The following is a 20,480-nucleotide window of genomic DNA, read 5'->3' as shown; positions in this document are numbered from 1 at the left end:
ATCTAAAATGGGGTGGGGCGATCTGACCTAAGTGTCTCAAGACGCAGGTTTCGCCCATTCTTATTGTTCGGAGCAAGGAGGAGTCAGTGACTACTGCAGTCGCATGGTTGGCACCTGTATGCGCCTTAATTGGCATTATTACAGCTGTCTACTTAGGTTCATGGGTCTTAAAACAAGATCCCGGCCCTGACAAGATGAACAGTATCTCTCTTAAGATTCAGCAGGGTGCAAAAGCGTTTCTTATGAGCGAATATAAACTGCTCATCATCTTTATGGCAATCGTTGCCGTTGTCATGGCCATTGCATTGTCGCCCATTACGGCGCTTGCTTTCATTACGGGTGGCGTTATGTCTGCTGCCGCCGGCTATGTTGGTATGCATGTTGCAACTCGCGCAAACACACGTACCGCATATGCTGCCGAAGAGTCGGTAGCTCGCGCACTTAACGTAAGCTTCAAATCTGGTTTAACCATGGGTCTGTGCGTTGCATCATTTGCATTGATGGGCTTGTCGCTGTGGTTAATTCTGTTGGTATTTGGCGTTAACGTTTTGGATCCAGAGCTGATGCATCACAACATTGGTATGGTTGAAGGCTTTGCAACGGGTGCATCTGCTGTTGCTTTGTTTGCTCGTGTTGGTGGCGGTATTTACACCAAGGCTGCTGACGTTGGTGCTGACCTGGTAGGTAAGGTTGAGGCTGGCATTCCAGAGGATGACCCGCGCAACCCTGCAACCATTGCTGACAATGTTGGTGACAATGTCGGTGACGTTGCCGGTATGGGTGCAGACTTGTTTGAGTCTTACACCGGCTCAATTTTGGCTCCCACCATCTTGGCGGTTACGTTTGGCTCGCTTGGTGGTTATTTCGCTACATCAGACTTTGTGTGGGCAATTGTTGCTCCTGTAGTAATTGCTGCATGTGGCATCATCACTTCAATTATTGGTCTGTTTGCCGTTCGCACAAAAGAGGGCGCAGATTTACACAAGGCACTCAATCGTGGTACCTATGTAGCAGCAGGCATTGAGATTTTGGTTATCTTGGTGCTGTTCTGCATCTGGCAATCTCAAAGCGTAGAGGCTCAGCCGATCTTCCTGTTTGGTTCAGTTTTGTGCGGTTTGATTGCTGGTCTTGCTATTGGCAAGATTACCGAGTACTTCTGCTCGGATCACCACAAGCCTGTTCACAAAATTGCCGAAGCAGCCGAAACGGGTGCTGCTACTGTAATTATTGAAGGCATTGGTACGGGTATGCTCTCTACGATTGCTCCTATCGTTTTGGTAGCTGCAGCAATTATTGGTGCATTCTTCTTCGGAAACCTTGCATTCCCGGCAGCTGCTCTGGCAGGTGTTGAGAATGGCATTATGGTTGGTTTGTTTGGTGTTGGTTTGGCCGCAACAGGCATGCTCTCAAACACAGCTATCACCATTGGTGTTGATGCATATGGCCCGGTAGCTGACAACGCTGGTGGCATTGCTGAGATGGCAGGTCTTCCTGAAGAGGTTCGTGATCGTACTGACGCTTTAGATGCTGTGGGTAACACCACCGCTGCTATTGCTAAGGGCTTTGCTATTGCATCTGCTGGCCTGTCTGCAATTTCATTGTTTGTGTCATATCAAGCAACCATGCATCACTACATTCCGAATTTCGAGCTTTCGCTCACTGATCCGCTTATTGTAGCTGGTATCTTCTTGGGTGCTATGATGCCATTTATGTTTGCTGCTCTTACCATGGGTGCTGTATCTCGTGCAGCTCATGCAATGGTTGAAGAGGTTCGTCGCCAATTCCGTGAGATCAAAGGCATTATGGAATACAAGGCAGAGCCCGAGTATGACAAATGTGTTGCTATCTCTACATCATCTGCATTGCGCGAAATGATGCTGCCTGGTTGTTTGGCCGTTGTTGTGCCTATTCTGGTTGGTTGCGTTGATCCGGCAATGCTTGGTGGCTTCTTGGCAGGTGCTGTTGCAACTGGCATGCTTATGGCAATCTTTATGTCTAATGCTGGTGGTGCTTGGGACAATGCTAAGAAATATATTGAGCAAGGCTATTTCGGCGGCAAAGGCTCTGAGGCTCATAAGGCAGCGGTTGTTGGTGATACCGTTGGCGACCCGTTCAAAGATACCTCTGGTCCATCAATGAACATTCTTATTAATCTTATGACCATTGTTGCTTTGACTTTCTCTCCGCTGTTTATCATGATCCAAACCCTTCTCTAAAAAGGTCTTTCCTTTCCTAAAAGGTCTTTTTCTCAAGAGAAGTTGTGCGATGAGAAAAAAGAAGAGGCGCTGACTTTAGTCAGCGCCTCTTTTATATGAAAGCCTATTGTTTAAGCAGCTTTAAGAATCATCTCTAAAAGCACTTGCTCAAAGAGTTTTGCTTAGACAATACCCTGTGCCATCATGGCATCTGCAAGCTTCTTAAAGCCTGCGATATTTGCACCCATGACATAATTGCCCTCTACGCCATATTCCTTAGCGGCGTCATCAGCAGCATGGTAGATGTTTTTCATGATGCCATGAAGTTTCTCATCAACCTCTTCAAACGTCCAAGAAAGGCGCTCGGAGTTTTGGCTCATTTCCAGACCTGATGTAGCTACGCCACCTGCATTTGCTGCTTTGCCGGGCATAAAGACCACACCGTTTTCCATAAGATAATCGGTGGCATCCATGGTGGTAGGCATGTTAGCGCCCTCAGCAACAATCTTGGCTCCGTTTGCAACCAGTTGCTTAGCGTCATCAATGAGAAGCTCATTTTGAGTAGCGCAGGGCAATGCAATATCAACCTTGACGCTCCAGACACCGCGTCCGTCATGATACTCAACACCTTCACGACGCTTTGCGTACTCAGAGATGCGACCGCGTTCAACCTCTTTGATCTGCTTGACGAGAGCAACATCAATACCTGCTGGATCGTAAATCCAACCAGTTGAGTCAGAGAGGGTTACAACCTTAGCGCCTAACTGCTGAGCTTTTTCAGTTGCATAAATTGCAACGTTACCAGAACCAGAAACGGCAACGGTTTTGCCTTCAAATGAATCATCGTGGCAGTTGAGATATTCCTGGACGAAATAAACTAGGCCATAACCGGTTGCTTCGGTACGAGCAAGTGATCCACCATATGACAGACCCTTACCAGTCAAAACGCCTTCCCAAACATTTTTCAAGCGCTTGTACTGACCAAACATGAAGCCAATTTCACGTGCACCTGTTCCAATGTCACCAGCAGGAACGTCGGTGTCAGCGCCAATGTGGCGATAAAGCTCAGTCATGAAAGATTGGCAGAAGCGCATAACTTCGCCATCTGACTTACCTTTCGGGTCAAAGTCGCAGCCACCTTTACCGCCGCCCATAGGCAGAGTGGTGAGGCTGTTTTTGAAGATCTGTTCAAAACCTAAGAATTTGATGATGCCTAAATTAACTGAGGGATGAAGGCGAAGGCCACCTTTGTAAGGTCCAATGCAGCTGTTGAACTGAACACGGAAACCGCGGTTGACTTGCACCTTGCCGTTATCGTCAACCCACGGAACGCGGAACATGATAATTCGCTCAGGCTCAACAAGGCGCTCAAGGAGGCTGGCTGCTTCATACTCAGGATGAGCGTTGATAACCGGCTCCAGTGAGGTGAGAACCTCGGTGACAGCCTGGATGAATTCCGGCTGCTCAGCATTCTTTTCTTTTACCTGATCAATGACTCGTTGTACGTAACTCAAAGCAACCTCCTTGAGAGAGACGGGATGCATCAGTATCTATGACGCATGATAACTAATGAGGTCATTATAAGAAGATGCTTTTGCTTGAGTGCGCGTAGAAATGAAGATTTAACAATGCGTGCGAAGACATTCGCGAACGGTTTGAGATAATGTTTTGAAATAACTAAAGAGGAGCTGAGGCTTGTGAACGAGATTAAATGTCCCCACTGCGGAAAAGTATTTCAAGTTGATGAAACCGGGTTCGCTGCAATTGTTAAGCAGGTTCGAGACGCCGAATTCGAGAAGGAGATCAAGCGAAATAAAGCTTTGCTTGATGCCGAGCGTGATCAAGCGGTAGCTTTAGTGCAGGCGCAAACACGGGAAGAAGAAAGAGCACAGCTTGCAGATCGTGATGCCAAGATTGCAGAATTGAGTGCACAGCTTGCCGCTTTGCAGCAAAACCATAAAGCAACCGAGCAAACGCTTAAAGTGCAACTTGAGCAGCGTCTAGACCAGGCAATTGCTGAACGTGAGACACTGATTGTGCAATTGCGTGAGCAACTAGCTTCTCAAAAAGATGCCTTTGAGGCTAAAACGCAACTTGCTGTTCAGCAAGCTCGTAGCACTATTGAACGCGAGTGTGATCAGCTCAAGGCTCAAGTTGAGTTAGCGGAAGCCAAGCATAAGTCTGAAGAGAGCGCATTGAAAGAGAAGATGGCGCTTGAGCTTAAGGCTAAAGACGAAATCATTGCGTTTAAGGATGGCGAAATAGAGCGGTATCGAGATATGAAGGCTCGACTCTCAACCAAGATGGTAGGAGAGTCGCTTGAGCAGCATTGTGAGATTGAGTTTAACAAGATCCGACCAACTGCCTTTCCTCATGCTTATTTTGAGAAAGACAACGATGCTTCAGATGGCACCAAGGGTGACTTTATTTTTCGCGAACAAGATGAGGATGGAACTGAAATCATCTCTATTATGTTTGAGATGAAAAACGAATCAGAGGAATCCCAATCTCGTCATAAGAACGAGGACTTCTTCAAAAAGCTTGATGCGGATCGTACAAAAAAACAGTGCGAATATGCCATATTGGTAAGTATGTTAGAGCCGGAAAATGAGCTTTACAATCAAGGTATTGTTGATGTGTCATATCGTTATGACAAAATGTATGTTATTCGTCCGCAATTCTTTATTCCTATCATTACGCTTCTGAGAAATGCCGCGTTAAAATCGGGCGAATATCGCAAGCAACTTGCTGAGGTTCGCCAGCAAAATGTTGACGTTACTACCTTTGAGGATCAGCTCAATACCTTTAAATCAAGCTTTGGGCGCAATTACGATATTGCGCATCGAAAGTTTGATGACGCCATTAAAGATATTGATGCAACTATCAAAAAGCTGGAGAAGATCAAAGAGGAACTGACCAGTTCGGACAACAATTTACGAATTGCGAATAATAAGCTTGAAGGCTTGACGGTCAAAAAACTTACGCGCAAAAACCCCACTATGAAAGCGGCTTTTGATAGGGCAGCGCAAGTTCGGGCTCTTTCGGAAAAGTCGGAAGATACAACCGCTTCGGAACAGACTTTTGATCAGGACGTTCTTGATGATGATATATTGAACGTAGATCTCATTGAGGACGACGAGCAATAATTCAGCGTTTGTTATACTTTGAACATGAATACCTCACTCAGTACACATGAAGCCAAGCTGCAAAGAATCAAAAAGGAGCTTGAGTCAGTACCCACTCTTCCAGGTGTATATCTGTGGAAAGACGCCGCGGGAAACGTCATTTATGTTGGCAAGGCAAAACAGCTGCGTGCGCGCATGCGTCAGTATGTCAACTACCAAGACGAACGTGCAAAAATTCCACTTCTCGTAGATCAGATTGATTCGTTTGACTACATTGTGGTTGAAAACGAGCACGAGTCATTGGTGCTTGAGAAGAATCTCATTAACCAGTATTCACCTTGGTTTAATGCTGACTTCAAGGATGACAAGTCCTATCCTTTTATTGCACTTACAAAAGGTGATGTCTTTCCTGCAATCAAATACACGCGTGAAAAGCATGTCGAAGGAACACGTTATTTTGGTCCATATACTGACTCACGTGCAGCGCGCGAGATGGTAGATATTGCGCGTCGCGTGGTGCCCTTGTGCGCGAGTGCATGCGCCGAATGGCGGGGTATGAATCGCAAACTTGATCGGGTATGTCAAACACGGATTGATGAGCTTGCCAACGAGCTGCTCGCTCAGGATAAAACGCTTACAAAAACAGAAGCGCAGCGTCGTGCGCGAGCGGCTTTGAAAGCAGACGCGAAAGCGTTCGACGATTTTGTTGAGGCTTCTATTGTGCAAGATAACGACGCGCTTCGCCCTTGTTTTGACGCGCATGTCGGTTTGGGGCCGGGGGCGTGTTGTGCGCGCATCACGCCAAGCGAATACGCAGAAAGCGTCAAACGTATTGAGCGTTTCTTGTCAGGTCAGCACCGTGAGTTTGTTGAAGAATTGCAGCTTGATATGCAAGAGGCGGCCTCTGAGCTGGATTTCGAGCGTGCGGGTCGCATAAAGAGTCGTATAGACACTATCAACTCGCTTACTGATAAACAGCACGCGGTATCAACACGAAACCTCAATGCCGATGTTATTGGAATGTATCGTGAAGAGACTGTAACGGGCGTGCAGGTCTTTATGGTACGCGAAGGTCGCATTATCAACTCAAATGAGTTTGTACTTAATCGTGGTAAAGATATTCCCGATGAAGACTTACTGCATATGTTTTTGCTCCGCTATTACGATACCACTACTTCAATTCCGCACGAAGTGATCGTGGAGACACTGCCTGAAGACGAAGAGGCAATGGAAGAGTGGCTCACGGAACGTCTTGCGAGCCCTTATGGTGCAAAAGTGCATTTTACTGCGCCGCAAAAAGGCGAAAAAGCTGATCTGGTTCATATGGCGCAGACAAATGCTAAGCATACCCTCATGCGATATAAAGTACGTACGAACTATGACGATAAACGCATCAATCAAGCGCTCTTGCAACTTGAAAGCGCTCTTGCTTTAGATGAGCCGCCACTGCGCATAGAATGCTTTGATATTTCCACTATCCACGGCTCCTATACGGTAGCTTCAATGGTGGTTTTTACTAATGGAAAGCCTGATAAGAACCAGTATCGTCGGTTTAAGATTAAGACGCCGCTTGATGAAGCGAATGATTTTCTGTCCATGCAAGAGGTCTTAGGACGCAGATATAGTCCCGAGCGTATGGCTGATGAGCGCTTTGGTAAAAAGCCTGATTTGATTATCTTGGACGGAGGAAAGCCGCAGTTGAGTGCTGCGCTTAAGATGTTTGAAGAACTTGGTATTGACGATATTGCTCTTGCGGGTTTGGCTAAGCGGGACGAAGAGTTATTTGTGCCCTGGCAAGAAAGCGGACCTGTAGTCTTACCAAGCGGATCGGCATCACTGTATCTCGTTAAACAAGTACGTGATGAGGCACACCGTTTTGCCATCACCTTTCACCGTGAACTGCGTGGAAAAGGGATGACGGCATCAATTCTTGATGAAGTTGTCGGGCTTGGCCCTGTTCGCAAAAAGGCGCTGCTAAAAGCTTTCAAGTCGTTTCGCAATTTGAAAGCAGCGTCTCTTGAAGAGATAAAAGCTGCACGAGTAGTTCCCGAAGAGGTTGCAGAAGAACTGTATCGTGTGTTGCAGCAGTATAATAACGAGCAAGAAAAATTCAATCCTTCTAAGCAAGGGGAGTAATACATGAGTATTGAGCATGCGGAGTCTACAAAACACAACGATCCTCAGCTTGAGGAGATGCCAGAGCTTGTCATTATTACTGGTATGAGTGGCGCTGGTCGAACAGAAGCAATGCATACCTTTGAAGACCTCGGGTATTTTTGCGTAGATAACTTACCATCAAGTCTTATTGGGAATTTGTTAGCGCTTGACGGTATCCCGGGACTTCCTGATGGGAGCAGGCGACTTGCGGTCGTGTGTGATGCGCGCAATCGTGATTTTTTCGCCGATCTAAAAACTGAGCTTATGAAGTTGAAGGCTCAAGGAGTTGCCTACCGATTGCTCTTTTTGGATGCAGACGAAGAGAAGCTTATTTCGCGCTATAAATCATCGCGCAGGCGTCATCCTCTCTGCGCGGATGGCGCATCTATTGCACAAGGAATTGAGCGCGAACGCAATTTGTTGTACGACCTGAGAGAAAACGCTCATGACGTCATTGATACAACTTCAATGCTTCCTCCTCAGCTTCGCTCTCAGATTCGTTCCCTGTTCGCGCCGGGTGAGGAGCGCACGGGGCTTTCAATTACGGTCTATTCCTTTGGTTTTAAGCATGGAGCGCCCATTGATGCTGATTTGGTTATGGATGTGCGTTTCTTGCCGAACCCGTTTTATGTACCATCGCTTCGCCCGCAGACAGGACTAGATGAAGCGGTTCGAGATTATGTGCTGTGTCGCAGTGAAACCGAAGAGTTTCTCAAGCGTTGGTATGCGCTTTTAGATTGTGTAATGCCAGGATATGTGGCTGAGGGTAAACAACAACTTGCCATTGGTGTAGGGTGCACAGGTGGTCAGCATCGAAGCGTAGCTCTTGCTGAGGCAACGGGAGATCATCTCAAATCAAAAGGTTATCGCGTCAGTATTGCGCACCGAGATTTAAAACTTGCTGAAGGAAAAGATGGCGGATTGATAGCTGATGCAAAGGCATCTGAGCCACACGAGGGATTATTGCATGCTGATGTTGCTCTGGGAACCTCTGAGGGGTAATTGCCATGACTCATCAACCTCCCTTTTCACATGATCCCTCACTTACGGCGCAGTTCATGCCCCTCCAAAGCGCTGAACCGGTTATCGAGCCCGTTCAGTCATTGCGTGCGGTGGTTATTGGTGGCGGAACGGGTGCACCAGTATCAATCAGAACACTACTTTCTATGGGATTTGAGACAAGCGCTGTAGTTGCAATGGCAGACGATGGCGGCTCTACGGGAATACTGCGTGAAGAAGCAGATGTGACTCCACCCGGCGATGTGCGCAAATGCATTGCAGCTATGGCGGCAGATCCGTCAGATCCTCTCACGAAAGCCTTTAAATACCGTTTTGCGTTTGCGCGAAATCATACACTTGGCAACTTAATGCTATCTGCCCTTGAGGATGCTGCTGGATCGTTTCCTGAAGCTATTGAAATCTGCGAACGATTGCTCAATGCGCGTGGGAAAGTATACCCCTCAACACTTGATCGAGTCTCTTTAGTTGCACGTACGCGTGATGGTCGATATTTGGAAGGTCAAGCGGTTGCTTGTCATTCGCGCACAGCGCTAGACTTGGTGCAGCTTCGCGCAAAAAATCCCATTGTGCCTTACGAGCCTGCACTTAAAGCAATTCGAAATGCTGATTTAATTGTGTTGGGCCCGGGGTCACTTTTTACCTCCATTATTCCAAATCTCTTGGTGCCAGGAGTTGTTGAGGCTATTGCTGAATCTAAGGGGACAACATTGTTTGTTTGCTCGCTTGCTGATATGCAAGGGGAGACGTGGGGTTTGACAGCAAAAGAGCATGTTGATGCACTGATGGATCACGGAATGGCTGGTCTGCTTGATTATGTTCTCGTGCACTCAAAAGTGGCTTTGCGTCCTGATGACCTTGCGAATGGACTCTTCAATGCAGCAACTGGTGATGATCCCGCTGCAACCTCAGTAGCTACAATGGGTGATCTGGAGCTTTCTGGTCGCGTACGACCTGTGCGTGTAACCTATCACGATGTCAAAAGCATTCAAGAATCCGGTCCTGTTGTCATTGTGAGAGACTTAGTTGATCCGCTTCGACCTACGTGGCATGACCCTCAGGCTTTACGCGCGGCATTTTCTGGGGTGGTGAGATTGTGTCGTTTACGGCAGAAGTAAAAGATGAGTTGGCACGTGTTGTTCCTGTTTGCTCGCATTGCCAAAAAGCAACATTAGCTGCGCTTGTTCGCATTGAGGGTACGCTCTACCTCAGCGGTCAGGGGCGCTATCGTGTAGAAATTGCAACTGATTTACCTTCGGTTGCGCGCCTCATTATTAAGCTTCTGCATGAGATATATCAACTCAAAACTGATTTGACGGTACGTAGATCAGTGTTGCATAAAACCCCAAATTATCTGATTGAGATACCCAATCAACCAGGTCTTTTAGAAGCGCTTTGTGATATGGGTATATTGGACGAAAACCGTCAGTTGGTTGCCGGTATCAAAGAGGATATTGTTGCGAAGGATTGTTGTACTGCCGCATATCTGCGTGGTGCGTTTTTGGGGAGCGGATTTGTCTCTGATCCTCGTGGCGATTTTCACTTTGAAGTTACTGTTGAAAACAAAGATTTGGCTGATGCGCTGGTTTTGTTGATGCAGCGCAAAGGCATTTCGGCGCGCGTTATGCAACGACGCAGTTCTTACATGGTTTACCTCAAAAGCGGCAGCACTATTCTTGAGTTTTTGGCATTTACTGGAGCACACCAAAGCGCGCTTGCTATGGAAAACGCTCGAGTGATAAAAAGCGTTAGAAACGAAGTGAATCGTCAGACGAACGCTGAAATGGCAAATCAGGCAAAAGCGGTAAATGCCTCAATGGATCAAATATATGCCATAAGAACGGTTTTAGAGAACTACGGCAGAGATGAAATCCCGCCCGCACTGCAAGAGTTTATTCGGCTTCGTGTAGCGCATCCTGATGCGACCCTTAAAGAATTAGGCGAATATGCCAACCCGCCTTTGTCAAAATCTGCGGTCTACCATCGCGTTCGGCGAATAGAGCAGATGGCTCAAGAAGTACTTAAGCGTTCGTAGGATCTCATAAGAAAGCCCACCTGAGAGGTGGGCTTTCTCTTTTGCTCCTTGGCTATATGCTCATCGTGCAAGCATATTTGCGTTTAGAAGTTACGCTTCTGGAAACGACGGCGGCTTACGAGTAACAAGATCAATGCACTCAAAGCAACAAAAGCAAAGCTTCCTATGAATGGAATAGGCATGTCGCCAGTCTTTGCAAGACGGGTAAGCATTTTAAGCTCGCCTTCGTCTTGATCATCTGAGTTTGCATTGTTGCCGCTGATGGTTTGATTGTTGTCGGTAATCTGAGAGCCAGGGTTATTTGTTTCGTTGTTATCAGTAATGAAACGAACAGTACCATCAAAGCCTTCAGGGTAGGCAACCGCTGATGAAGAAATGCGGTTTGGATTATTTTTTGCAGCTTCTTCAAGCTCAGAGATATTGGGATAGCGAGAGCCAGGAGTTCCTGATGGCTTGCCACCTAAAACAGTGTTATCAGTTTCAGAAGGATCGGTGCCATATGAGTAAGCAATGTTGCCAATATCTGAATCAATAGCGTCTTCGGTAACCTTTGAATCAAATACCAGTTGAGCTTTTTCGCCGCCAAAGACTACGCCAACAAACAAAGCAATCTCGCGCGTTTCGGTGTCATAGACATCATCAGCGCAGTCAATTTGTGTACCATCAGGCAAGATGAGTTTAATAGTGCCAGCCATTGGTTCAATGCCAGCAGGAAGTTTATCTTGCAAAACCACGTCATACCAAGCGGTCCACGGTTCGTCGGTATTAGTGAAAGTAATGGTGTAGCGCAGTATGTCGCCTACATAAACTTCACCATCTTCACGCGGATCAATATTCTCAGCTACCTTATCGGTGTCTAAGAGTTCATGATTGGGGTTGGCTGGAACAACGTCATCAATAGGCGTTTCAGGCGTCTTGGGCGTCTCAATGTCTTCTGGCCAAATATCAGGATCGCTTGGATCAACTGGTCCGGGAGGAAGCGGGTCGCGATCTTGAATGACCGGACCGTCGGGATTGTTCGGATCTACAGGCTTAATTGTGTCGGTTGGGTTGGTACCTTTAGCGCTTGCGATATTGACAGGGCGCTCGGCTCCAAGAAGCTCAGGGGTAACTTTGCAGTCAAACACAATTGTTGCGCTTGTGCCACCAGGTAGATCACCAATGGCGAAAGCAACATCGGCACAACCATCAGCAAAGTCTGAATCAAAGTCCTTATAAACATCGTCCGTTGCATCCGTGATAACCGCTGTGCCTTTTATGTAGGACATTCCCTTGGGGATAAGGTCGCGAATTACCACGTCATACCAAGAAGTACCTGGTTTAGTGTTGCTGATGGTAATAGTGTAGCGAATGGTGTCACCAACTTGGGTGATTGACTGATTGCCACGCTTGTCCTTACCTTCAGTGATGTTTTCTGCTGACTTATCAAGCACAATGTCAGGATCTTCGCCAGTTTCAGGATCCGGGTTTATCGTTGGATCTGCTGGGATGATGATAAGCTCGTGGTCATTGCGATCATCGGGATCTGGATCAGTGGGATCATAGCCCTCAGGAATCGGGATGGTAATGATAACTTCTTCGCGAATTACATTCGTTGAAGGATCATCTGGATCAGGATCGGGGTTTTCGCGCTCGATGATAACAGGTATCTCAACTTCGGTTGCATCCGGATCTTCTTCGAGCTTCTTCTTGATTTGATCTTTGATCTCTTGATTAACCTCATCAGGAGTCTTGGGGTCCTCTAAATCACCAACAGAAACAATACGATCACCTGGTGTAATAGGGGATGGTGTGCGTTTGTCGGGATCATTTGGATTGTCTGGATCAGGCTTTTCGGCAGTATCAAGTGGACCGCCGGGGACAACGGTACCTACCTCAACGCCAGGACGGGGAGTGGTGCCAGGATTATCTGGATCACCAGGCTCACCAGGATCAACCGGATTGTCAGGATCATCAGGATCTACGGGGTCGGGTTCAATTAAGCCGCCGCCGATAATCTCTTCAATAGTTGGTTGTTTCTCATCTTCAGGTTCAACAGAGGTGGGGTCTGCGAAATTCCATGCTTCATCAACTGGCGTGCCTTCGGCTGGGAAGCGTGTATCCCAGGGATATGTTGCGTCATGAACAGGGTCGATACCATATACGCCATGCGCGTCAGCTTGACTGTAGAAATCATCTTCATTAGCGGTCTTGGTCACAACGTTAGGATTAACGGTTGTTTCCATGACGAGCTGGTAGGACTGATTGCCAAAAAGAGCCGTGAGGGTGTCTACGGTAATCTTTTCAGTGCTTGGTTGAAGTGCAGGAATGGGACCTGCAGCCGAGAGAAGCTGAGTAAAGACACGACTCATTACGCTTGCACGCGTGTAGTCAACACCCTCAACCAATTGACGCGTTTCGCCTTCCGGAGTAATCACAGAAAGTGATTCAAAGGAGGTATCGCGCGGTACTGAGATGGTTAGTACTGGGTTTTGGAATGATGAGTTAGGCGTTGTGTTGGTATAAGTAGCGGTATAGCGCAGTGTGTCGTAGGGGCGAATTGTGCCATCGTTGCGTGAGAGATTGAAAGCACGCTCAACTACGTCAATGACCGGTTTTGCTGAAGGGTCAGGGTAGATGTATACATCAAAGGTGTAAGTGCCTTCTTTGAACGCGCCAGTGGATTCAATAGTAGCCGTTATTGTTGTACGACCTGCAGCGTGAACGGTTGCTGTAGCGCCAAAACCGAAATCATCCGATGGGTTGTCCGGATCAAAGTCAGGGGCGTTGAAGTCAGAACCTCAAGAGCGCTTCCGGTATCTTTAAAATCGACATTTAAAGTGCCGCCTGATACCGTGAGACCGCTTTTTGTGTAATCAGATGCACGTGTGTCAGCCTGGGGTGAAACTTCTGCATTTATCTCTGATGTCTCACTATGAGAGACATCATCAGAAGCTTCTTTTATTTCTTGGGTGGTTGGTTCTTCTAGTGAAGCTTCAAGAGGGGTGCTTGCGGCTTGTTCGTCAAGCGGAAGACGAGTAGCACCATCAAGAGCTTCAAAGAGTGAATCAATCTTGTCAGTATGAGGTATGTTTTCTGTGATTACCTCAGGTTCTGGCGAAGATAGATCCGCTGCTTGCTCTTCATCGCCATAAGCTTGAAAGCCAGCACTTGGCAACATAAGTCCGCATGCCAAGATAACTGCTAAGCCTGAGCGAAAGAGCGTAGAAGCAGTAGAGGACTTCTTCATGTCATGCTCCTTTTCCTCATCTCTGCGCGCAAAGGTAAGATACCCTGAAAATCTGACACCTTCGCGTTAGCAGAACGTTGCAAAAACGTTATCTTTACAAGTATAAAACGGTATGTGAAGTCTTACTAGCTACAATTGTCTTTTCGGGCGTTTTCGTGGGGAAACGTGTCACATATCAGAGGAAAAATCATTACATTTAAAACCTTTGAGATGTGTGAGTCGTATCTGGCTGCAAAACTATTTGTGCAAACTCCATTTATCTGCTGAATTGACGAATAAGCCCCCATATGCGCAATCTTTGTGTATGATTTCAAACAGTTATTTTTCGCGTATCTTTTGAAAGGAGATACCACAATGACAACAAAAGTTGGTATCAATGGCTTTGGCCGCATCGGACGTCTTGCATATCGTGCAATGGTTAACGACCCTGATATTGAGGTTGTAGCAGTAAATGACTTGGGTGACATTCCTACCATGGCACATTTGTTGAAATATGACTCTGTGCATGGTCGCGCTTTTGACACCGTTGAGGTAGTAGAGGATGGCTTTATTGCTGACGGTCATCACGTAAAGGTGCTTTCTGAGCGCGAGCCAGCAAATTTACCGTGGGGTGAGTTGGGCGTTGATGTAGTTGTTGAGTCAACTGGCTTTTTCACTGACGCTAACAAAGCAAAAGCTCATCTGGATGCTGGCGCAAAGAAGGTTATCATTTCAGCTCCAGCCAAAAATGAAGACATCACCATCGTTATGGGCGTAAACGATGATCAGTACGACAAAGAGAAGCACAACATCATTTCAAATGCTTCTTGCACCACAAACTGCCTAGCTCCTGTTGCTAAGGTGCTCTTGGACAATTTTGGTATTAAGCGCGGTTATATGAACACCATTCATGCTTACACCAATGACCAGAAGATTCTTGACCTTCCGCACAAAGACCTTCGTCGTGCTCGCGCTGCTGCAATGTCTATGATTCCCACCACAACCGGTGCCGCTCGTGCAGTGTCTTTGGTTTTGCCGGAACTCAAGGGCAAGCTTGATGGTTTTGCAACGCGCGTTCCTACCCCTGATGGATCTATGGTTGACCTCACGGTAGAGCTTGAAAAAGAAGCAACTATTGAAGAGATTAATGCTGCCATGAAGGCTGCTGCTGAAGGTCCTTTGGCTGGTGTTCTTGAGTACACTGAAGATCCGATTGTTTCTATTGACATTGTTGACGATCCTGCATCTTCAATCTTTGACTCAAAGCTCACTATGGTATTGGGTGGCGAAGGCAATTTCGTAAAATGTGTATCTTGGTATGACAACGAGTGGGGTTATTCAAACCGCGTAAAGGATCTTGTTAAGATCCTGCTCTAGTGCTCTAGTACACTAATACCATGAGTCTTTTTAAATCTTAAAATTACCTTTACGGCGGACGATCGACGTATGTCGGTCGTCCGTTGCATGCAGTGAGGTGTTTTGAGCTTTTGTTTCAACGAGAAAAGGATCCAGCTATGGCAGAGATGAGAACCATTGAAGATTTGGACGCCAACAACAAACGTGTGTTAGTTCGCGTAGATTACAACGTTCCGATCAAGGATGGTGAAGTGACCGATGACACCCGTATTCGCGCGTCGCTTCCCACGCTTGAGTATTTGCTTGATCAGGGTGCATCAATTGTATTAATGTCGCATCGCGGTCGTCCAAGTGGGGAGGGAATAGAGGAAGAGTTTAGTCTTCGTCCTGCCGCGCTTCGATTAGCTGAGTTGCTGCAAAAGCCTGTTATGTTTGCCACGGATACTATCGGTGAGGATGCACAAGCAAAAGTTGCAGCACTACGTCCTGGTGATATTGTTTTGCTTGAGAATTTGCGTTTTGATAAGCGTGAGAAGAAAAATGATGCAGAGTTTGCCGCAGAGTTGGCGAAGTTTGGTGATGTGTACGTAAATGATGCTTTTGGTACAGCTCATCGTGCCCATGCTTCAACTGCAGGTGTAGCCGATCTTTTGCCTGCATATGCAGGAAAACTTATGGAGCGCGAAGTTTCTACGCTTTCGGGTATGCTTGAGAATCCCCGCCGTCCTTTCGCAGCTATCCTGGGTGGTTCAAAAGTTTCCGACAAAATCAAAGTTATTGATGCATTGATGGACACTTGCGACACCCTCATTATCGGTGGCGGTATGTGCTTTACGTTTTTGCTGGCACAAGGTAAAAGTGTTGGCACTTCGCTCAAAGAAGAAGATTGGGTTGAGCGAGCAGCTGAAATGTTGAAGAAAGCTGAAGATAAAGGGGTACAGCTTTTGTTGCCTGTTGACGTCGTTGTTGCAGACGCTTTCTCAAACGATGCCAATACGCAAACGGTTTCTGTTGATGAAATACCTGATGATATGATGGGACTTGATATTGGTCCAAAGACTGCCGAGCTGTATGCCGATGCGCTTGCGTGTGCTCAGACCATTTTCTGGAACGGGCCCATGGGTGTATTTGAAATGCCAGCATTTGAAGCAGGTACAAAGGCGGTTGCTTGTGCGGTTGCAGATAATACTGAAGCCGATAGCATTATTGGCGGTGGCGACAGTGTAGCTGCAGTAAATCAATTTGATCTGGCTGATCAAATGACCTTTATTTCAACTGGTGGTGGCGCATCAATGGAGCTCGTTCAGGGTGAAAAACTTCCTGGCGTGGAAGTGTTGATGGCTTAATAAGTGCGAAAGGATACGATCATGGCACGTAAACCCTTAATGGCAGGTAACTGGAAAATGAACAACACCATTAGCGAAGCTGTGGTGTTAACGCAAGAGATCTCAAATCATTTTGAGCGTGATTGGGATGAAACAGTTGATGTCATTGTCTGTCCTCCCTTTGTTGATTTAAAGCCTGTATGGACGGTGTTGGACTTCGACAAAACAGGTATTAGCGTTGCGGCTCAAAACGTGTTTTGGGAGCCAAAAGGTGCCTATACAGGTGAAGTCTCTGTGCCGATGATTAAAGAGGCTGGCTGTGTGGCTTCAATTGTTGGTCATTCGGAGCGCCGCGAGTTGTTTGGTGAGACAAATGAAGATGTTAATCGCAAGGTAAAGGCATTAACTGATGCAGATATGTTCGCTATTGTGTGTGTTGGTGAATCGCTGACTATCCGCGATGAAGGTACGACACTTGATTATGTTTGTGCACAAGTTCGCGCTGCTTTTGCGGGCATTGATGTCTTTAAAGCAAAAGACTGCGTAGTTGCTTATGAGCCAATTTGGGCTATTGGCACTGGTCGTACGGCTACCCCCGAACAAGCTGAAGAAGTATGCGCTGCAATACGTGCTACCATCGCTGATTTGTATGACGAAGAAACAGCTGAAGGTATGCGCGTTTTGTATGGTGGCTCAATGAACCCTGGAAATGTTGCATCATTGCTTGAAATGCCCAACATTGACGGAGGACTCATTGGTGGAGCAAGCCTTGAGGCTGGTTCGTTTATTTCGCTGATTGAAGCGTGTATCTAATGAGTGTATCAGTAGACAAAAGCCAGCTTACGCTGCCAGCATGCCTTATTATTATGGATGGCTTTGGTTTGGCGGAGCCAAGCTGTGCTAACGCCATTTCTTTGGCAAATACGCCAAATCTGGACGCCCTTTTTGCGCATGCGCCGTGGACCAAGTTGGAAGCTTCCGGCGAGGCAGTAGGTCTTCCTGAAGGTCAGATGGGTAACTCTGAGGTAGGGCATCTTAATATCGGTGCAGGTCGCGTGGTATATCAAGAACTGACGCGTATTAATAATGCGTGTAGATCAGGCGAATTGGCACAAAACGATATTCTTCGTCAAGCGTTTATGCAAGCGCAAAGCGAAGATCGTGTCTTGCACTTTATGGGTTTGCTCTCTGATGGTGGCGTTCATTCGTCAAACGAACATCTTTATGCTCTTATGCAAGCAGCTAAAGATGCAGGGGTAAGACGCGTGTTTGTGCATTGCTTTATGGACGGGCGCGACGTACCCCCTAAAAGCGGAAAAGATTTTGTTGCGGAGCTCCAAGAGAAGTGTTCTGAGCTTTCAGATGACGGATTTGAGGCTGAGATTGCAAGCATTTCTGGACGCTATTATGCCATGGACAGGGATCGTCGTTGGGATCGCGTGGAGAAAGCTTGGGAAGCTATCGTGAATGCAACTCCGCAAGTTGATCTTGATGGTGTTGAAGTTATGCAGCAATCCTATGCTCACGACGTGACTGACGAGTTTGTGGTGCCTGTATCATTGCAGGCACGCGGGGTTGCGGCAAATGATGCTGTGGTCTTTTTCAATTTTAGACCGGATCGCGCGCGCGAGTTAACGCGTGCGTTTGTGGATGAGAACTTTGAGGGATTTGACCGCGGTATCGTTCCAAATGTCTTTTTTGTTTGCTTGACCGAGTATGACCCCGACATTGCAGCACCGGTGGCATTTGCTAAAGAGTTTCCAGAAGATGTGCTTGCCGATGTTCTTGCTTCTACAGGACTTCGTCAGTATCACATTGCAGAGACAGAAAAATATGCTCATGTTACCTTCTTTTTAAATGGCGGCCGCGAAGAAGCAAAAGATGGCGAAGAACGCATGCTGATTGCTTCGCCAAAAGTTGCCACGTATGATTTGCAACCTGAGATGTCTGAGCCTGATGTAGCGAAATCACTTGTAACAGCTATTGAAAATGACGAAGCTGATGTCTATATCGTAAACTTTGCAAACCCTGATATGGTTGGCCATACCGGCGTAATTCCTGCTGCAATAAAAGCGGTAGAGGCGGTTGATGAAGGTGTTGGGCAAGTGCTTGCTGCACTGCAGAAAAAGGGTGGCATTGCTTTTGTTACTGCTGATCACGGCAATGCTGACAAGATGATTGCTGAAGATGGTTCGCCCTTTACCGCTCACACAACTGCATTAGTACCTTTTATACTCGTTGATTATGCCAATACGGCAAAAAGTTTGGATCAGCGAATAGGGGCGTTGTGTGATATAGCGCCAACACTTTTGGAGGCAGTTGGTATTGAAGCGCCATCTGTTATGACCGGTTCGTCGCTTCTTTGTGATTAAGTGTTGTCGCGTTTGGTGAGGTTCGTTATACTAGGCAAGTTGCAAACAATTACCTACTACGGGAGAAAGAGTTAACTTTGAATCCGCTTCTGATTATTGTACTGATTTTATTGGTGCTCTCAGGCGTTGGTCTGATTATCTTTATTTTGCTGCATTCTGGCAAAGGTACGGGTATCTCTGATGCTATTGCAAGCTCGGTCTACTCAACGCAGACCGGCACCTCAATTGTGGAAAAGAATCTTGATCGTATCACTATTGGTTTGGCTATTACGTTTATCGTGTGTCTCTTAGTGCTCATGATCATCTATCCGCAGGGAAGCATTTCAGTAGGTTAATCTAATATCTTTAAAAATAGTGCTTCACAACGCCCGCAAGATCAGCTAATATATCATACGTTGCTCAAACGGGCATACAAATGTCGGAGTGGTGGAACGGCAGACACGCTAGCTTGAGGTGCTAGTGCCCACAACTCGGGTGTGCGGGTTCAAATCCCGCCTCCGACACCAGATTTTAATACGTCGCCTTCGGGCGACGTTTTTTATAGTTCGCTCTCATGCTTCTTGAATACAAGAAGAGGTAATACGGGACTGTATGCTTTTGAGCCAAGCTTGCTCAGCGCAGCAGCAAAGGGAAGTGGATAGCATGAGCCAGACGCTTGTCCGATCTGAACCAAGTAGTCGTGTGCATGCGGTACGACGTGTACTTTGGATTGTTCTTCTGCTGAATCTTGTAGTGGCAGGGGCGAAGTTTACGTATGGTGTCATTTCGGGCTCAGCTTCAATGCAGGCCGACGGCATTCATTCGGTCTTTGATTCAGCTGGAAATGTGGTAGGGCTTATTGGTATTGCGCTTGCTGCGCGACCGGCTGACGTAGGTCATCCGTATGGTCATGCAAAGTTTGAAACATATGCAAGTTTAATTATTGGCGTATTGTTATTGGCAGCTGCAGTTGAAGTGGGCGTATCTGCAGTCCAAAAGCTCATTTCGCAAAACTATACTGCTGATGTAACCATGCTTTCGTTTGTGGTTATGATTGCGACACTTGGAATCAATATAGGTGTGACACGTTATGAACGTAAACAGGGTCGCCTACTCAAAAGCGAGATTTTGCTTGCTGATGCATCACATACGCTCTCAGACGCGTTGGTGTCAGTAGGAGTTATAGTCGGTTTGGTGTGTGTTGCGCTTGGGTTTCCTGTTGCTGATCCCATTATGGCACTCGTAGTTATGATTGCTATTTTAGCTACTGCGATTGACGTCTTTAAGCGAGGGCTTACAACGCTGAGTGATCATGCCCGTATTCCTGAACAAGAGGTTTTAACGGTAGTAAAACGCGTGGGGGGAGTATCAAATGCGCACAAGATACGTACGCGTGGAACCGAGGACGAGGTGTATGTTGATCTCCACGTATTAGTTGACCCAGCTATGACGGTATTACAAGCGCATGCAGTTGCTGATGAGGTGGAATGTGCTCTCCAGGAGGCGTTTGATTCAGTGCGCGATGTTGTAGTTCATATCGAGCCAGATGATGGGCATGTGGAGTAGATTTTGGAAACTTGTCAAAATAATGCTTGCATGCCTGCGTCGGTTCCGCTATTATATTTTTTCGCGACGCGGACATGGCTCAGCTGGTAGAGCATCACCTTGCCAAGGTGAGGGTCGCGGGTTCGAATCCCGTTGTCCGCTCCAT

General features: G+C 46.9%; 15 protein-coding genes and 2 tRNA genes. 14 read left to right on the top strand and 3 right to left on the bottom strand.

The genetic code is table 11. The features are described from left to right. Positions 1–86: 86 nt before the first annotated feature. A complete protein-coding gene (locus tag NFR28_RS08095; RefSeq protein ID WP_251179305.1) occupies positions 87–2,216 on the top strand; it encodes a sodium-translocating pyrophosphatase in 2,130 nt (709 codons plus the stop codon). A gap of 161 nt (positions 2,217–2,377) precedes the next feature. Here NFR28_RS08095 and gdhA read toward each other — a convergent pair whose 3' ends face one another. Further along, positions 2,378–3,709, bottom strand: coding sequence for an NADP-specific glutamate dehydrogenase (gene gdhA, locus NFR28_RS08090; protein ID WP_338025910.1), 1,332 nt, complete (start codon positions 3,707–3,709; stop codon positions 2,378–2,380). A gap of 183 nt (positions 3,710–3,892) precedes the next feature. Between gdhA and NFR28_RS08085 the strand changes: the two genes are divergently transcribed. The 5 genes from NFR28_RS08085 to whiA are packed head-to-tail and all read left to right on the top strand — an operon-like array spanning position 3,893 to position 10,529. Further along, a complete protein-coding gene (locus tag NFR28_RS08085) occupies positions 3,893–5,341 on the top strand; it encodes a DUF2130 domain-containing protein (RefSeq protein WP_251179303.1) in 1,449 nt (482 codons plus the stop codon). Between the two features lie 24 nt (positions 5,342–5,365). Next, entirely contained in the window at positions 5,366–7,456 is a 2,091-nt protein-coding gene (gene uvrC, locus NFR28_RS08080; protein ID WP_251179302.1) for an excinuclease ABC subunit UvrC, read from the top strand. A gap of 3 nt (positions 7,457–7,459) precedes the next feature. Continuing rightward, positions 7,460–8,479, top strand: coding sequence for an RNase adapter RapZ (rapZ, locus tag NFR28_RS08075; RefSeq protein ID WP_251179301.1), 1,020 nt, complete (start codon positions 7,460–7,462; stop codon positions 8,477–8,479). A gap of 5 nt (positions 8,480–8,484) precedes the next feature. Beyond that, a complete protein-coding gene (locus NFR28_RS08070) occupies positions 8,485–9,612 on the top strand; it encodes a gluconeogenesis factor YvcK family protein (RefSeq protein ID WP_251179300.1) in 1,128 nt (375 codons plus the stop codon). Beyond that, complete coding sequence (gene whiA / locus NFR28_RS08065; protein WP_251179299.1) at positions 9,591–10,529, top strand: DNA-binding protein WhiA; 939 nt, start codon at positions 9,591–9,593, stop codon at positions 10,527–10,529. The genes NFR28_RS08070 and whiA overlap by 22 nt, the downstream gene beginning before the upstream one ends. A gap of 83 nt (positions 10,530–10,612) precedes the next feature. Here the strand turns inward: whiA and NFR28_RS08060 are convergent, their stop codons facing one another. Both NFR28_RS08060 and NFR28_RS08055 read right to left on the bottom strand, forming a co-directional pair. After that, a complete protein-coding gene (locus tag NFR28_RS08060; protein WP_251179298.1) occupies positions 10,613–12,946 on the bottom strand; it encodes a hypothetical protein in 2,334 nt (777 codons plus the stop codon). A 260-nt stretch (positions 12,947–13,206) separates the two neighbouring features. Next, positions 13,207–13,758 carry a hypothetical protein gene (locus NFR28_RS08055; RefSeq protein WP_251179297.1) on the bottom strand — a complete coding sequence of 184 codons (552 nt, stop codon included), beginning with the start codon at positions 13,756–13,758 and terminating at the stop codon, positions 13,207–13,209. Positions 13,759–14,112: 354 nt separating this feature from the next. On the opposite strand from NFR28_RS08055, the gene gap reads away from it, so the two are divergent. The 8 genes from gap to NFR28_RS08015 all read left to right on the top strand — a co-directional run bounded on the left by gap (position 14,113) and on the right by NFR28_RS08015 (position 20,479). Next, the gene (gene gap / locus NFR28_RS08050) at positions 14,113–15,114 is read left to right on the top strand and encodes a type I glyceraldehyde-3-phosphate dehydrogenase (protein WP_251179296.1); all 1,002 of its coding nucleotides are present in this window, start codon (positions 14,113–14,115) and stop codon (positions 15,112–15,114) included. A 137-nt stretch (positions 15,115–15,251) separates the two neighbouring features. Continuing rightward, positions 15,252–16,439: a phosphoglycerate kinase gene (locus NFR28_RS08045; RefSeq protein WP_251179295.1), complete on the top strand. Its 1,188-nt coding sequence runs from the start codon at positions 15,252–15,254 to the stop codon at positions 16,437–16,439. Between the two features lie 21 nt (positions 16,440–16,460). After that, entirely contained in the window at positions 16,461–17,231 is a 771-nt protein-coding gene (gene tpiA / locus NFR28_RS08040; RefSeq protein ID WP_251179294.1) for a triose-phosphate isomerase, read from the top strand. Further along, positions 17,231–18,790, top strand: a complete 1,560-nt coding sequence (gene gpmI / locus NFR28_RS08035) for a 2,3-bisphosphoglycerate-independent phosphoglycerate mutase (RefSeq protein WP_251179293.1) — start codon at positions 17,231–17,233, stop codon at positions 18,788–18,790. The genes tpiA and gpmI overlap by 1 nt, the downstream gene beginning before the upstream one ends. Before the next feature lie 77 nt (positions 18,791–18,867). After that, positions 18,868–19,125, top strand: a complete 258-nt coding sequence (gene secG, locus NFR28_RS08030; protein WP_251179292.1) for a preprotein translocase subunit SecG — start codon at positions 18,868–18,870, stop codon at positions 19,123–19,125. Positions 19,126–19,207: 82 nt separating this feature from the next. Beyond that, positions 19,208–19,296 (top strand) — tRNA-Leu (locus NFR28_RS08025). A 136-nt stretch (positions 19,297–19,432) separates the two neighbouring features. Then, positions 19,433–20,335: a cation diffusion facilitator family transporter gene (locus NFR28_RS08020; RefSeq protein ID WP_251179291.1), complete on the top strand. Its 903-nt coding sequence runs from the start codon at positions 19,433–19,435 to the stop codon at positions 20,333–20,335. Positions 20,336–20,403: 68 nt separating this feature from the next. After that, positions 20,404–20,479 (top strand) — tRNA-Gly (locus tag NFR28_RS08015). Position 20,480: the final 1 nt, after the last annotated feature.

This window comes from Adlercreutzia agrestimuris (genome assembly GCF_943193125.1).
Taxonomy (GTDB): Bacteria; Actinomycetota; Coriobacteriia; order Coriobacteriales; family Eggerthellaceae; genus Xiamenia; species Xiamenia agrestimuris.
The sequence above is the reverse complement of the archived record's forward strand: the minus strand, read 5'-3'. Positions and strand labels throughout refer to the sequence as shown.

Excerpts from the sequence above, each read along its gene's own strand:
- rapZ (WP_251179301.1), top strand. The coding sequence starts at position 7,460 with ATGAGTATTGAGCATGCGGAGTCTACAAAACACAACGATCCTCAGCTT.
- gpmI (WP_251179293.1), top strand. The coding sequence starts at position 17,231 with ATGAGTGTATCAGTAGACAAAAGCCAGCTTACGCTGCCAGCATGCCTT.
- tpiA (WP_251179294.1), top strand. The coding sequence starts at position 16,461 with ATGGCACGTAAACCCTTAATGGCAGGTAACTGGAAAATGAACAACACC.
- uvrC (WP_251179302.1), top strand. The coding sequence starts at position 5,366 with ATGAATACCTCACTCAGTACACATGAAGCCAAGCTGCAAAGAATCAAA.
- NFR28_RS08070 (WP_251179300.1), top strand. The coding sequence starts at position 8,485 with ATGACTCATCAACCTCCCTTTTCACATGATCCCTCACTTACGGCGCAG.
- NFR28_RS08045 (WP_251179295.1), top strand. The coding sequence starts at position 15,252 with ATGGCAGAGATGAGAACCATTGAAGATTTGGACGCCAACAACAAACGT.
- NFR28_RS08020 (WP_251179291.1), top strand. The coding sequence starts at position 19,433 with ATGAGCCAGACGCTTGTCCGATCTGAACCAAGTAGTCGTGTGCATGCG.
- NFR28_RS08055 (WP_251179297.1), bottom strand. The coding sequence starts at position 13,758 with ATGAAGAAGTCCTCTACTGCTTCTACGCTCTTTCGCTCAGGCTTAGCA.
- gap (WP_251179296.1), top strand. The coding sequence starts at position 14,113 with ATGACAACAAAAGTTGGTATCAATGGCTTTGGCCGCATCGGACGTCTT.